This window comes from Cohnella boryungensis (assembly GCF_042651945.1).
GTDB lineage: Bacteria > Bacillota > Bacilli > Paenibacillales > Paenibacillaceae > Cohnella > Cohnella boryungensis.
On the sequence record NZ_JBHSED010000035.1, the window covers coordinates 328938 to 343755 of the forward strand.

The following is a 14818-nucleotide window of genomic DNA, read 5'->3' on the forward strand; positions in this document are numbered from 1 at the left end:
TATCATTCGCAACGGAAGGAGAGGGTTGGATGGGGGAGCCGATGCGGCACAAATTCAAAATTCGGACGATCCGGGGCAAATTTCTCATGATGACGCTGCTGCTGACAGTCGTTCCCATGATCGCTCTCAGCATCATCTTCTATCGCATCGCCGATCATTCTCTCGGCAACAAAGCGGAAGAGCATGCTTACCAGTCGCGCCTGATGAGCACGAATTTCGTGAACGGAACGATTGCCGACCTGAACGATCTGACGAACGCGATTCTCGGCAATCCGGAGGTACAGTTCATCCTCTCGCAGGCCTCTTCGGACGATTACGAGTTTCTGCGAAGCGTAGAGCGGGTGAACAAGATTATCCGCGCCCAAACCCAGACCAAGCCTTACATTATATCCACGCTTGTATATGCCGCCAACGGCGGACCGGACCGTTCCTTCATCCAGGGGAACGATTCGATCCGCTTCGGCGGTCTTCCCACGTTAGCGGAAGCCGAAGCTTATTACGGGCGGCTCCGCCGCGACAATCGCCTCTTATGGCACAACGGTTCACCGTTTGCCCGTACCGATTACTCCTTTTCCGACGATCATTTATACGTGGGCAAGCTGCTCCGGCGCACGGAGGGCAACTACGAGGAGCTGGGCTTTCTTATGCTGGAGATCGAGAAATCGAGCTTCTTCCACGGCCTGGCTTTTCTCAAGCCGGATTCCCATTCGCAATATTGGATTCTGGATTCCATCGGCAATCCGATCTATCGCATCCCGGAAAATGACGAGGCCGATTTTGGCGCTCTGCGCCAAATCGCCGAGCAGGCCAGGAAACGGCCCGAGCAGGACAAAGCCTGGCTGAATTGGAAGGATAGGTCTTCCATGGTGTCTTACGCGCCGCTGGCCCTGAACGATTGGACGCTGCTGCATCGGGTGGACAGCGCGACGCTGTTCGAGGACGCCAACCGGATCGGACGGCTGACGATACAGGTTTTTCTTGTCGTTCTGCTCATTGGCTGGATCGTGGCCTACCGGATGAGCGACGCGATCCGCCGTCCGCTGCGCAAGCTTAGAGGACTTATGACCGTCAGCGGAAGCACGGCCGCTCCGGCGGTGATCTTCGATACGGGCGATGAAGTCGGGCAGATCGGCGAACGGCTGCAACGGATGATGCAGGAGAACCAGCAGCTGAACGATCAAATCTACGAGGCGATGCTGTCCTGGAAGGAGGCTGAATTCAAGGCGCTGCAGGCGCAGATTAATCCGCACTTCCTGTACAACACGCTGGAATCCTTGAACGGCCTGGCGCTCGCCAACGATCAGCGCGAAATGTCCGAGATGATCGGGGCGCTGGGCAAGTTTTTCCGCATTGCGCTGAGTCAGGGCAGCGAGGTCATTCGGATCGCTGAGGAGGCCGAACATGTAAACGCTTACGTGCGGGTCCAGCAGTTCCGCTTCCGGGATCGGTTCGAATGGATCTCGGAAGTCGACGACGAGCTGCTGTCGGGCTACGTACCGAAGCTGCTCTTGCAGCCTCTGGTGGAGAATGCCATCTATCATGGCGTCAAGAAGCATAAAGGGGTGGCTTATGTGATGCTGAGCGGCACGCTGGAAGGGAATGCGGTCAAGCTGGCGGTGAGCGACGACGGCTGCGGGATCGAGCCGGATCGACTGGCGCAAATCCGCAGGGCGCTGGAAGGGGAAGAAGAGGGGGAGCCGATCGGCTTCGGCTTGCGCAACGTGCATGCCCGCCTGCGGTTTTACGGACCGCAGTACGGAGTGCAGATTACGAGCGAGCCCGGCGTATATACGACAGTTACGCTAACCGTGCCTTGGTGGATGAACCGACCGGAAGGGGGAAGGAAACATGTTGCGGCTGCTAATCGTGGATGACGAGTTCCATATCCGAGAGGGCTTGAGGCGTCTGGTGGTTCAAACCGGGCTTCCTATCGAAGTCGCGGCTGTAGCCGAGGACGGAGAGACGGCGATCCGGCTCTTCGAGGAGCAAAAGCCGGATATCGTGCTGCTGGACATCAATTTGCCGGATAGGAGCGGGCTGGAGGTCGCCAGGCGAATTCGCGAGGAGGATGAAACCATTCCGCTACTCTTCCTAACCGGCTACGAGTCGATGGCATACATACGAGAGGCGATCGGCTTGGGGGCAATCGATTATTTGCTTAAGCCGGTTGAGCGGGAGGAGCTGGCCAAGGGGCTAAGAAGAGCGCAGGACAGCGTTGCGCGGCGCAGACGGGAAGCGGAGGGGCAGGAGCGGGAGCATTCCCGGCACCGTTCCATCGCACGGGAATACGCCCTGCTTGATCTGCTGCTGCAGCGGCGCCCGATACTCGATGCCCTGGGCGACATCAATACGGGGAGAACGGGATTGCTGCCCGGCGTCAGCTGCGCGGTCGTCTGCTGCGATCTGGATATCATGCCGGTTCATGTCGAGGAAGGCGGAGGCAAGCAGCTGTACGGCTACGCCTTCGGCAAGCTGGTCATCGAAGCGGCTTCTTCCGTAGCGGGGACGCTTGGCGCTGCAGTCGCATCCGATCGCGTGGCGGTCGTGCTCGGGAACGCCTCTTCGGCTTCAATCGCGGAGGTTGTCGTGCAGATCAGGTCTGCCCTGAAGAGTTATCTGGGCGTATCCGCAACGATGGGGATCAGCCGGGTCGTCGGAGACGTGCATCGGCTGCCGGAGGCCTATCGCGAGGCTGTGCATGCGGCGGAATACAAAGGTTGGATCGGCAACGGCCAGATCATTCCTTACGAGCTCGTCCGTACGACCGACATCGCGCAGCGGACCTTGCTGGAGAAGGAGCTGCTGCTGATATCGGAAATTAGGGCGGGCAATGACGGAGCCGTAAACGCGATATTAAGGGAATGGACCGCGCAACTGGAGCAATTGCCGTGCAAGCAGGTGAAGATGATGGCGACACAGCTTGTGCTGTTCGTCATGCGAATTCTGGAAAGCCAAGGCGCCCGGCCCCGGGAGCAAGGGGAGGTGTGTCAGGATCCTCTGCTCGCCTTGTCCCGAATGAACAGCTTCCATGAAATCATTCATTTCGTCACGGATTACTTCCTGAAGGTCGGCAGGTGGATTCGGGAGGCGGGGGAGACGACCGTACCGCGCATGTTCGAACAGGCGAAGGCATGGATACGAGAGCATCTGCATGAGGACCCGAGCTTGAATACGCTAGCCAAGCACCTGCATCTAAGTCCCAAGTATTTGAGCTCCCGGTTCAAGCAGGTGACGGGCGAGAGCTTCGGAGATTTTCTGACCCGAGCCCGCTTCGAACGGGCGCGGGAGCTGCTGCTGGACCCCGGGAGGAAGGTGGGGGAAATCGCCGAAGCGGTCGGCTTCGGAGACACGAATTATTTCAGCATCGCATTTAAGAAGCAGACCGGGTACACGCCGACGGAGTTTCGCAAGAGATCGCTTTGACCGGCAAAAGATCGAACCAAAACAAAGAGGGCAGGACGGATTCGTATGGTTCGTCTGCCGCCAACGTTCGATAATCAGGTTGAACGGCCCAATAACCGTAAATCGAGAGGGGATTAAAGCATGCTCAACCTGCGCAACAACAGATGGCTGATAGTTCTGATGGTGCTGCTGTTGGTGGGACTCACCGCCTGCAGCTCCGGAAGCGGCAACGGCAACGGGGAGAGCCCGGCCGAAGCGAGCGGCAGCAAGGCTGCCCCGGAGAGCGCTTCGGAGTCTCCGCCCGCCGAGCACGTCGATCTGAAGTTTATGTACTGGGGCAGCAATGACGAGAAAAAAGCGATGGAAAACATGATCAAGGCGTTTAATGACAGCCATCCGAACATTACGGTGAAAGGCGAGCACGTTCCGGGAGACTACAACACGAAGATGAACACGCTGATGGCGGCCAATCAGCTCCCCGATGTCGCCTATCTGGGAGACGGACTGACGAACAAGTGGGGCAGCGAGGGCAAGCTGCTGGATTTCAGCCAGTATTACGACCAATACCCTGCGCTGAAGAACAAGCTGAAGGCCTCCTATCTGTACACGGAGCCCGGCAAAGCCGTGGCGAATTTCACGGCGTTGGAAGTGATGGTTCTCTACTATAATAAAGAGATTTTCGAAGAGGCCGGCGTACCGCTGCCCCCTTCCGATCCGACGAAGGCATGGACCTGGGACGAATTCGTAGCCGTCGCTCAGCAACTAACGAAGGACAAGAAGGGCAAGCATGCCGGAGAAGAAGGCTTCGATCCGAAAAATATCGACCAATACGGCTTCTCGTTCGGCAGCGATCGGGGTACGTATGGACCGCTGCTCGCCAGCAACGGCGCGAACTTGCTGGACGAATCCGGCACGAAATACGCGCTGAATTCGCCAGAGGCCGTCGATGTATTCCAGAAGCTTCAGGATCTGATCTACAAACACCACGTATCTCCCGATTTGATCCAGCAGCAGAATATGCCGGACAACCACGTTCGGCTGCAGACGCGGAAGGTCGCCATGGTGCTTGACGGAACGTGGGCCCTGCTGGATCTCTCGAACAACAAGAAGCTGAAGTGGGGCATCGGCGTGCTGCCCAAGCTGAAGGAGCCGAAAACGGTCATCCTTGCCGGAACGACCGTCGTGTTCAACAGCACGAAGCATCCGAAGGAAGCGCTGGAGTTCTATCTCTATCATAACAATCCGGATCAGGTGGATCTGTACCGGACCGGCCTATGGATGCCCACGGAGGAAAAGTACTACTCCGAGGAGGAGTCGATCAAGTCGTGGACCGACAATGAGGCTCATCCGCCCGAATTCCGTCAGGCCGGCATCGATTACACGAAAGATTACGCGGTCAAATCGCCATCGACGGAATTCAAGAACTGGCCGGAGATCAATGCCAAGCTCGCTCCGGGACTGGATCTGATCTGGACGAACAAGAAGTCCGCGCAGGAAGCGCTGGATGAGCTCGAAGCGCAAATTCAGCCGTTGGTGCAAGGCAGATATCCGAACGAGTAAAGGCTTTGGAGCAAAGCCCGGGAAGATTGTCCGCCGAGCGGGCGACGGTATTCCAGCGCTTTGCTCCGCATTAGGAAAGAATCGGCTCCATGAAGGGATGAACGCGGATGAAACGCAGGAAATCGGGGATTCTGCGGATGGAACGCAACTGGGGAATCCTCCTGGCAACGCCTGCTATGCTGGGGCTGCTGCTATTTACAATCGGGCCGGTCATCGCTTCCTTCTTCTTCAGCATTACCGATTGGCGAATCGGCTCGGAGATGAACGTGATCGGATTCAGCAATTACGCCACGATCCTGACAGACGATTCGACCTTCTCCAAGTCGCTGTACGTGACGACTTATTATGCTTTGTTCAGCGTGCCCGTCTGCCTGACGATCGCTTTTCTCATCGCGTTTCTTCTGAATCAGAAGGTGCGGGGGCTTTCGATCTTTCGCACGATCTTCTACTTGCCCAGCATCGTGCCTAGCATCGCGAGCACCATGCTCTGGCTATGGCTGTTTAACCCCGATTTCGGGCTGCTGAATTCCATGCTGGAGAGTGTCGGCTTGTCGGGCAGCCGCTGGATATACGACGAGGCGACGGCGATCCCTTCCATCGTGCTGATGAGCACCTGGTCCGTGGGCAATACGGTTATTATTTTTCTGGCCGGTCTGCAAGCGGTTCCCTCGCATCTGTACGAGGCGGTCGAGGTCGACGGCGGCAACGCTTGGCGCAAATTTTGCCATATTACGATCCCGACGATGACGCCGACGATTTTTTTCAATCTGGTCATGATGCTGATCGGGACCTTTCAGGCCTTCAACCAGGCGTATGTCATGACGCAGGGCGGGCCTAACAATTCCACATTGTTCTATGTGTATTATCTGTTTCGCACCGCGTTTACGGAGACCAAGATCGGCTATGCCTCGGCGCTCGCCTGGATTTTGTTCATTATCGTGATGACGCTGACATTCCTGATATTCCAATCGTCGAAAAAATGGGTCCATTACGAGGGGGGGCACAGATAATGCCGAACGCGACGGCGGCAACCGCCAAACCGACCGCAATCGTCCGCGGCTTCGCCTGGAGACCGTCCCGGCTGCTGACCTACATCATTCTGATTGCGGGAAGCTGCTTGATGATTATGCCGCTGGTATGGCTGATCCGAAGCTCGTTGATGGACAATTCGCAAATTTTTATTTTTCCGCCGCAATGGATTCCCGACCCGTTCCAGTGGAGCAACTATCCGGAAGCTCTAACATCGGTGCCGTTCGGCAAATATTTGATGAACACGGTCACGATCGAAGTGTTCGTGCTCGCCGGCGTTCTGCTGACCAGCGTTATTACGGCTTACAGCTTGGCGCGCTTGCAATGGAGAGGCAGGAATGTCGTGTTCGCGGTAATTCTCGGTTCGATGATGCTGCCGAGCGCCGTAACGATTATTCCGCTGTTCGTATTCTGGCGGGAGCTGAACGCGTTGGATTCGCTTGTGCCTCTCATCGTGCCCGCGTGGTTCGGGAGCGGCGCTTATATCGGACAGGGCGCATTCCAGATTTTTTTGCTGCGTCAGTTTTTCCTGACGATTCCTAAGGAGCTGGACGAAGCGGCTTACATGGACGGAGGAACGCCGATGACGGTGCTGTGGCGCATCATTCTGCCGTTGTCGACCCCGGCGCTGCTCGTTGTAGGCATTTTTACCTTCATCGACGTATGGAACAATTTTCTGGAGCCGGTGCTCTATCTCAACAGCGAGGAGCACTTTACGTTGGCGTTGGGATTGGCGACCTTCAAGGGACTGTACAACGCGCAATGGGGCTATTTGATGGCGGCATCCATGGCAATGGTGGCTCCGATTATCGTTTTGTTTTTCGTTGGGCAGCGCTATTTCATCGAAGGCATCACGTTAACGGGAATTAAAGGCTAGGAGGGCAATGGGATGATTCCTTCAAGATTAAGCCGCCTGCGGGAAGCGATGGAGAAGACGCAGGTGGAGGGCTTTCTGTTCTGGCATCCGCCCAACCGCAGATATGTAACCGGATTCAAGGGCTCGTCCGGCTATGCGCTTGTTACGGCCGACGAGCAGCTCCTGCTGACGGACTTTCGTTATATGACGCAAGCCAGAGAGCAGGCGGACGGCTTCGACGTCGTTCGCCATGCGACGGACGCGATGGAAACCGTGGCGGAGCAAACGCGCAGGCTGGGCATCCGCAGGCTGGGCTTCGAAAGCCGCCTTGTAACGGTCGCCCAATTCGATAGCATGCGGGCTGCGCTCGGTGAGCTCGATTACGTGCCGATGACCGACACGGTCGAGAAGCTGCGCGGCGTGAAGGACGAGTACGAGATCGGCTGTCTGGAGAAGGGGGCGCGAATCGCGGAGGCTGCGTTCGAGGAGACGCTGGGGCTGATTCGTCCCGGCGTTACGGAACGTCGGATCGCCGCCGAGCTGGAATATCGGATGCGCCTGCTGGGAGCCGATTGCGGAGCCTACCCGTTCATTGTCGCTTCGGGAGAACGCTCGGCGCTCCCGCACGGAAGCGCAAGCGGCAAGGAGATCGGCCGGAACGAATTCGTGACGCTCGACTTCGGTGCCAATGTGGACGGTTATCTCTCGGATATTACGCGGACGGTGTTCGTCGGCACTCCGTCGGAACGGCACCGGGAGCTGTATAGCGTCGTTCTGGAAGCCAATCTGACGGCGCTGCGCGGCCTCGGCCCGGGCATTAACGGGAAAGTCGGGGACGCGCTGGCTCGGGACGTGATCGCCGCTCGCGGATACGGAGAATATTTCGGTCACGGGCTGGGCCACGGGATCGGACTGGAGATCCACGAATCGCTGAGGCTTGCGGTTAGCGCGGAGTCGACCGTGCTTGAGCCGGGCAACGTGCTGACGGTGGAGCCGGGGATTTACATGCCCGGATTCGGGGGCGTACGGATCGAAGACGACATTGTGATCACGGACAGCGGGAACAGGGTGCTGAACTCTTCACCCAAGGAGCTGCTGGTTCTATAAAAGGACTGTCTATTAGAAGAAAAGAAGCGTTAGCAAAAAACGATAGCGAGAGGATGGTTGAGACCATGAACCGTTTTAACGGTGTATACGTAGCGATTGTAACTCCTTTTCATGCCAATCAGGATATCGACGAGCAAGGCTTGCGAGAGCATGTGGATTGGTTGATTCAAGAAGGCGTAGACGGCATCGTGCCGACGGGATCGGTGGGCGAGTACGCTTCGCTGTCCCCGGCTGAACGCGCGTCCGTCGTCGAGACGGTCGTAGATGTCGCGAACGGCCGCGTTCCCGTTGTCGTGGGATCGGCTGCGCCCTCCACCCGGCAAGCGGCGGAGTGGGTCGCGCATGCGAAGAAAGCAGGTGCCGCAGGCGTCATGGCGCTGCCGCCGATCAATTACCGCCCCAACGAGGAAGAAATAATCGCGCACTATGAGAGGCTGTCGGAGGTAGGTCTGCCGATCATTGCGTATAACAATCCCCATGATTACCCGACGGATCTGACGCCGGAGCTGCTGCGCAAGCTGTCCGCTATCGAGAACGTGGTGGGCGTCAAGGAATTTTCCGGCGACATCCGGCGGATTCACGATATTCGGCGCCTGACCGATCTGGAAATTATGATCGGCGTTGACGATCTGGCCATGGAAGGCGGACTGCTCGGCGCGACGGGATGGATTGCCGGACTTGCCAATGCGCTGCCGAGGGAAAGCAAAAGCGTCTTCAAGCTTGCCCAGGAAGGAAAGTTAACCGAAGCGCTGGCGCAATACAGCAAGCTGCTGCCGCTGTTCCATTGGGATTCCAGCCCGCGTCTCGTTCAGGCCATTAAATATGTGATGGGGCTGGCCGGAAGACCTGTCGGAGATACCCGGCCGCCGCGGCTGGCATTGACCGCGGAGGAGAAGCGTCAAATCCGCGAGGCCTACGAATACGCGAAGGCTCCGCTGGCTTCCGCAGGCCGGGAGTGAAAGGGGAGAGTAAGGTGGAAACGAGAAACTGGATCGGAGGCGAATGGTCGACGCCGGGCAGCGGTGAAACGCAGGTGCGGAACCCGTCGGCGATTGGCGAAACCGTAGGCACGCTTCGTCTGTCCTCGGGGAAGGAAGTGCTGCAGGCGGTGGAGGCGGCCAGACGGGTAGGGCGCATCTGGAGCAAAATGACCGGAGCGGCGCGGGGGGAATGTCTCTACCGGATGGCGCTCCTGCTTGAACGAAGCGCGGAAAGCGTGGCGCAGCTGGCCAGCAGCGAGATGGGCAAGCCGATTGTGGAGATGCGCGGAGAGGTGGCAAGAGGTGTTCAACTGCTGCGGTATTACGCCGCCGAGGGAGTCAGATCGGATGGAGATGTCATCCCCTCGGCCCAGTCGAACGTGCTGCAATACGCCAAGAGATTCCCGCTTGGCGTCGTGGCTCTCATTACGCCGTGGAACTTTCCGGTAGCCATTCCGATCTGGAAGCTTGCTCCGGCGCTCATCTGCGGCAATACCGTCGTATGGAAGCCGGCGGAATTCGCCTCCCTGACGGCAGCGAAGCTCGCCGAGCTGTTCGCGGATGCGGGGCTCCCTCCAGGCACGATCAATCTGGTCATCGGGAAAGGCCGTTTGCTGGGGAAAGCCTTGTTGGAGGAATGCGGCATCGATGCGCTTAGCTTTACCGGTTCGACGGCGACGGGGCTGGCCATCGGCGCGGCGTGCGCGGCCAGAAACATCAAATTCCAGACGGAAATGGGCGGCAAAAACGCGGCGGTCGTGCTTAAGGATGCGCGAGTCTCGACGGCGGTTCAGGCCGTGCTTAGCGGAGCCTATCGCTCCGCCGGGCAGAAGTGTACCGCAACGAGCCGGATCATCGTGGAAAACGCGATCTACGACGAGTTCGTGCAGGAGCTGGCTGCGGAGACGCTTAAGCTGCAGGTTCGCCACGCCCTCGACGAGAAAGCGTATTTGGGTCCTGTCGCGTCCGAGGAACAATACCGCAGCGTCCATGCTTACGCGGAGTCGGCCAGAACCGACGGAAAGATCATTGCGACCGCCGCCGCTCCGGATTCCGGGGAGGGATATTACATTGCTCCGCTGCTTGTCGAAGGAGTCGGCGCGGAGCATGCGCTCGTTCGCGAGGAAATCTTCGGCCCGATCGCGGTCGTGCAGCGGGCGGCGGATATCGACGAAGCGATCGATCTGGCCAACCGCTCGGTCTTCGGTCTCAGCGCCTCGGTGTTCACGGCCAATCTGACGAACGCCTTCCGTTTTCTCGAAGAGATGGAGGCGGGCATGGTACGGGTCAACCAGGAAACGGCCGGTGTGGAATATCAAGCGCCGTTCGGCGGGATGAAGGGCTCCAGCTCGCACACGAGAGAGCAAGGGCAGAGCGCGCTGGATTTTTATTCCGCGCTTAAAACATGCTCCATTCAATACGGCTAACAAGATTCGAGGAGGATGGCCATGCTTCAAGCGATGACGCTCGTGCAGCAGCCGGAGCTACGGTTCGTGCTTGCGCCCGAGCTTCGGCAGTCGCTGCGGCTGCTGCAGATGCCGGCGGTGGATTTGGCGGCACACATTCGGGAGCAGGAGAGCGAAAACCCCTTGATGGAAGTGATCTGGCCGGAAGAGCGCGAACGAGGGGGCCGAAGCGCGGGGCGTATGCGGGGCGAAGCGCGGGAAAGCCGCTGGACGATCGAACATCGCGCGCGGGACACGGAGACGCTGGAGCAAGCTCTGCTTGCGCAATTGCGGCTGACGAACGCTTCTCGGGAGGCGATTCGGGTTGCGGGCTATCTGGCCGGAAATCTGGACGGCAGCGGCTATTTGGCTCTGGGACTGGAAGAGGCCGCAGCTTGCCTAGGCGTGTCGACGCTTCAAGCGGAGGAAGGACTGCGGCTGCTCCACAGCTGCGAGCCTGCCGGGGTAGGGGCTCGCAGCCTGGCTGAGTGCCTGCTGCTGCAGGTAAGGCGCGATCCTCTGGCCCCCCGCTTATGCGAAGGGGTGATCGAGCGGCATTTGCCGGATGTCGCAAGGGGACGTTGGCTCCGCATCGGGCAAAGCCTGAGCGCGACGAGCGGGGAGATTGAGGATGCCGTTCGTTATATGCGAAGGCTTGAGCCTCGTCCGGGGAGCGCTTACGGGTTCGGCGAAGATTCGCGGTTTGTCGTTCCCGAAGCGCGCTTGAGCATGGAGGGGGGTCATCCTTGCATTCGCATGAATAGAGCCTTCCTGCCGCGAGTCCGGGTCGCTTCCCGGACATGGACGAACGAAGCAGGCGCAACACCGGAGTGGAGGCGTCAAGCGGAGGGCAAACGCAAGGAGGCCCGGCTGCTGGCGGAGGGGATCGCCTTTCGCCTCGAATCCTTGCACGCCGTCATCCTCGCGCTGGCGGAGGAGCAGGCGGCATTTTTCCTGCGCGGACCGCAAGCAATTCGGCCCTTAAAGCTGGAGGACCTCGCGGCAAGAACCGGCTATCATCCGTCCACCGTGAGCCGCGCGGTGCGCGACAAATTCGTCGATACGCCGTTCGGAATCGCCCCGCTCAGCCGATTCCTTGCCGTCGGTCTGGATACGGAGCACGGAGAGCGCGTTTCCTCGCGATCCGTCAAGCATCGCATCCGCGCATTGATCAAGGCAGAGAGGGCGGACTGTCCGCTTTCGGATTGCGAGCTTGCGGAGGTTTTGCGCAGGGAAGGGGTGCGGATATCCCGCCGAACCGTAGCCAAGTATCGGGAGGAAGAAAGGCTTCTTCCTTCTACGCTTCGGGGCCGAATGGAGGCGGGAGACGAAACAGAAAGGGGGTGAGGCCTATGCCTGGCTGCGAGTGAACGGCTAGACGGCACGGCATTAACCGCATTTTAATTCGAATGGGAGGGTAATGACGATGAAAAGAGTGATGTCGGTAGTTCTCTGCTTGGCATTGGGTCTGAGCTTCCTGATAGGACTGGGACCGGTGCAGCCGGCCAAGGCGGCCGCCAACTACGCGGAAGTCGTGGATAATTTCGGCCGGACGATCAACGATTACGGAATCGATCTGCTGGATTGGCAAGGCTATCTCGCGAATCCGCACGTCAAGCTCACGGTTAAGCCTCCATCTAGCGCCGTTTTTCCAGTCACAATCACGCTTCGGGCACAGGGAACGTCCAGATTGATGATGGACAGCCCCAGCACGCTCTCGGCAACGGGAGCGACCAAGGTGCTCACCTTCGCCAACGCGAACGATCAGAAATCGTTCTACTTGGAGATTCACCCCGACCGGGTAGGCGGTCCGAACGAAATCGAAAACTATACGCTGTCGTTAACCGTAGCCCAGAACAACGGAACTCAGAACGTGCAGACGATTCCGATTCGGGTAACGGATCAGGACGATAACGCGGAGCCGACGATGCCGCTGCTATTCGATTATCGCTTCGATACGATCACCGGCTATTTCAGCAACCCGGGAATTAAGGCAGCGGCCGAGCAGGCCGTCAAGGACTGGTTCTATTTCTTCGATATGGAGTCCTTCGATACCGTTCCGGTTAATGCGGAAAGCATGTCGGTGTCCGGGGACAACTGGCAAAATCACATTACCGTGCGAAACAACCAGGCATACAACGGAATGTGGATCGTATTCAGGGGACTTAACGACCCTTACTCGACCGGGTGGCCGGCGAACAACGGCAACTATCATAAGCGCAACGGCGTTCAAGTGCCCGGACCGATCCACCGTTCTCTCGGCACGATTCTCGACTTCTATCCGAACTTCACCCCGTTCACTTCCTTGAACGACGAGGAATGGTATTTGACGCAAATGCCGGGTTCGAGCTGCACCTCGAATTGCCAGACGGACGTGCTGGGCTTGATTATGCACGAATTCGGGCATGCGGTCGCCTTCCACAGCGACTGGCAGGGCATGAGGGCTTACGTCAATGCCGGCGGAACCAATGACCCAGAGGTCATCGCGTATCAAGGACATGCGGTGCCGCTGGACAGCAGCTATCATATTCCCGACACCGATCCGGCCAATTTCGACCGGCTGAGCGGCATGGGCAGCGGAAGGAACAACCTATTCCATCCGAAGAGATGGATGCACACGAAGCTGTCGCTGCTGATTGCGGAAAACGCGGGCTGGAAGCTGAATAAAAACCTGACTCCGTTTCTGGCGCCGTCGATCGTTACGACCTCGCTTCCTGCCGGAACTCCGGGTCAAGCCTACAATCAGAAGCTGGAGGTCAAGGGAGGCATTCCGTTCTACGATTGGACGCTTACGAGCGGATCGCTTCCGGTCGGCTTGAGCCTGGATCGGTTCACCGGCAAGATCAGCGGAACGCTGGCCAGCAGCCAGCCGCAATCCTCTTATACGTTCAGCGTGCAGCTCCGCGATTACGACGCCTTCAGCTCTCCCGTCGTCAAGACGTTCACGATCAATACGGGACCTTCGACGGGCACGAACAAATACGAGGCGGAAACGGCGACCGTAAACTCGGCGAACGTCACGACAAGCAGCAGCGCATCCGGGGGCTCTTATGTCGGGGGCATCGACAGCGCGACGAGCTATGTGCAATTCGCCGTTCAGGCTCCGAGCGCGGGCGCCTACGATATGACGATTCGTTACGCGAACGGAAGCGGCAGCAGCTCTACGCACAACCTGAGCGTGAACGGGGGGGCGGCTCAGACGGTCTCCTATCCCGTAACGTCAGGCTGGGGTCAATTCGCCGATAAAGTCGTTCAGGTGAATCTCAACGCCGGAGCGAATACGATTCGGTTGACCAAAGGGGCGACCGGATACGCCGAGTTGGATTACATTCAGCTCGATCCTGCGACAACGTCGCCTACGCCGACGAACATCGCATCGCAAGCGACCGCATCGACCTCGTTCGTCTCGTCCTGGGAAAGCTTGGCCGGGTTGAACGACGGGTACAATGTGACGAGCTCGAGCGACCGGGGGCATCCGGTATACGGCAACTGGAACAACCCGGGCACGACGCAGTGGGTTCAGTATGATTTTGCGTCCAACAAGACGCTGTCGAAGGCCGAGGTGTATTGGTTCGACGACGATCAAGGGATCGATCTGCCGGCCTCCTGCTCGTTGCAGTACTGGAACGGCACCGCTTGGGTGAACGTGGCGAATCCTTCGGGTCTCGGAGTGCTGGGCAACCAGTATAATACGACGACCTTCACGCCGGTTTCGACGAACAAGATCCGCTTGAATATCACGGCGAAATCCGGCTTCTCTACGGGCATCGAGCAGTGGCGGGTATTCGGCTACTGATCGGAGCTCCTGAGGCGTGAGCCCATCTTCGCAATAGCATCGCAAATAAGAGATCGCGGGGTCGAGACGATTCCGCGATCTCTTATTTGCGATGGGGCGAGGCGGGCGCGCATGGTGGCGAAATGCGACGATGAGGCGCGTGGAGAAGCGCGGCGGGCGCGTATAGTCGCGAAATGCGACGATGGGGAGCGCATAGAGGCGCGGCGGGCGCGTATAGTCGCAAAGTGCGACGATGAGGCGCGCGAAGAGGTGCGGTGGGTGCGTATAGTCGCGAAATGCGACGATGGGGAGCGCATAGAGGCGCGGCGGGCGCGTATAGTCGCGAAATGCGACGATGGGGAGCGCATAGAGGCGCGGCGGGCGCGTATAGTCGCAAAGTGCGACGATGAGGCGCGCGTAGAGGCGTTGAGGGCACGTATAGTCGCGAAATGCGACGATGAGGCGCGTGGAGAAGCGCGGCGGGCGCGTATAGTCGCAAAGTGCGACGATGAGGCGCGTGGAGAGGCGCGGGAGGCGCGCATGGTCGCGAAATGCGACGATGGGCCGCGTGGAGAGGTGAGGCGGGCGCGTATAGTCGCGAAATGCGACGATGGGCCGCGTGGAGAGGTGAGGCGGGCGCGTATAGTCGCGAAATGCGACGATG

11 protein-coding genes are annotated in these 14818 nt (G+C 58.8%); all 11 read left to right on the forward strand.

The genetic code is table 11. The features are described from left to right. The first annotated feature begins 29 nt into the window (after nt 1-29). Entirely contained in the window at nt 30-1874 is a 1845-nt protein-coding gene (locus tag ACFO1S_RS16955) for a sensor histidine kinase (protein WP_204606291.1), read from the forward strand. Beyond that, nucleotides 1849-3423, forward strand: coding sequence for a response regulator transcription factor (locus ACFO1S_RS16960; protein WP_204606292.1), 1575 nt, complete (start codon nt 1849-1851; stop codon nt 3421-3423). Before ACFO1S_RS16955 ends, ACFO1S_RS16960 begins: the two co-directional genes overlap by 26 nt. 120 nt (nt 3424-3543) lie before the next feature. Beyond that, a complete protein-coding gene (locus tag ACFO1S_RS16965; protein WP_378127184.1) occupies nt 3544-4962 on the forward strand; it encodes an ABC transporter substrate-binding protein in 1419 nt (472 codons plus the stop codon). 107 nt (nt 4963-5069) lie between these two features. Continuing rightward, complete coding sequence (locus ACFO1S_RS16970; protein ID WP_204606293.1) at nt 5070-5972, forward strand: carbohydrate ABC transporter permease; 903 nt, start codon at nt 5070-5072, stop codon at nt 5970-5972. After that, complete coding sequence (locus tag ACFO1S_RS16975) at nt 5972-6868, forward strand: carbohydrate ABC transporter permease (RefSeq protein ID WP_378127185.1); 897 nt, start codon at nt 5972-5974, stop codon at nt 6866-6868. The genes ACFO1S_RS16970 and ACFO1S_RS16975 overlap by 1 nt, the downstream gene beginning before the upstream one ends. A gap of 12 nt (nt 6869-6880) precedes the next feature. Further along, a complete protein-coding gene (locus ACFO1S_RS16980; protein ID WP_204606295.1) occupies nt 6881-7954 on the forward strand; it encodes a M24 family metallopeptidase in 1074 nt (357 codons plus the stop codon). 65 nt (nt 7955-8019) lie between these two features. Continuing rightward, nucleotides 8020-8913, forward strand: a complete 894-nt coding sequence (locus ACFO1S_RS16985) for a dihydrodipicolinate synthase family protein (protein WP_204606296.1) — start codon at nt 8020-8022, stop codon at nt 8911-8913. 14 nt (nt 8914-8927) lie between these two features. Continuing rightward, nucleotides 8928-10361: an aldehyde dehydrogenase family protein gene (locus ACFO1S_RS16990; protein WP_204606297.1), complete on the forward strand. Its 1434-nt coding sequence runs from the start codon at nt 8928-8930 to the stop codon at nt 10359-10361. A 21-nt stretch (nt 10362-10382) separates the two neighbouring features. Next, complete coding sequence (gene rpoN / locus ACFO1S_RS16995; protein ID WP_204606298.1) at nt 10383-11726, forward strand: RNA polymerase factor sigma-54; 1344 nt, start codon at nt 10383-10385, stop codon at nt 11724-11726. Nucleotides 11727-11805: 79 nt separating this feature from the next. Beyond that, entirely contained in the window at nt 11806-14175 is a 2370-nt protein-coding gene (locus tag ACFO1S_RS17000; protein WP_378127186.1) for a CBM35 domain-containing protein, read from the forward strand. A 111-nt stretch (nt 14176-14286) separates the two neighbouring features. Further along, nucleotides 14287-14818: hypothetical protein (locus ACFO1S_RS17005; RefSeq protein ID WP_378127187.1), on the forward strand; the 532-nt coding region annotated here is incomplete at its 3' end.

Coding starts and splice junctions, on each gene's coding strand:
- ACFO1S_RS17000 (WP_378127186.1), top strand. CDS start 11,806: ATGAAAAGAGTGATGTCGGTAGTTCTCTGCTTGGCATTGGGTCTGAGC.
- ACFO1S_RS16965 (WP_378127184.1), top strand. CDS start 3,544: ATGCTCAACCTGCGCAACAACAGATGGCTGATAGTTCTGATGGTGCTG.
- ACFO1S_RS16970 (WP_204606293.1), top strand. CDS start 5,070: ATGAAACGCAGGAAATCGGGGATTCTGCGGATGGAACGCAACTGGGGA.
- rpoN (WP_204606298.1), top strand. CDS start 10,383: ATGCTTCAAGCGATGACGCTCGTGCAGCAGCCGGAGCTACGGTTCGTG.
- ACFO1S_RS16985 (WP_204606296.1), top strand. CDS start 8,020: ATGAACCGTTTTAACGGTGTATACGTAGCGATTGTAACTCCTTTTCAT.
- ACFO1S_RS16955 (WP_204606291.1), top strand. CDS start 30: ATGGGGGAGCCGATGCGGCACAAATTCAAAATTCGGACGATCCGGGGC.
- ACFO1S_RS16975 (WP_378127185.1), top strand. CDS start 5,972: ATGCCGAACGCGACGGCGGCAACCGCCAAACCGACCGCAATCGTCCGC.
- ACFO1S_RS16980 (WP_204606295.1), top strand. CDS start 6,881: ATGATTCCTTCAAGATTAAGCCGCCTGCGGGAAGCGATGGAGAAGACG.
- ACFO1S_RS16960 (WP_204606292.1), top strand. CDS start 1,849: ATGTTGCGGCTGCTAATCGTGGATGACGAGTTCCATATCCGAGAGGGC.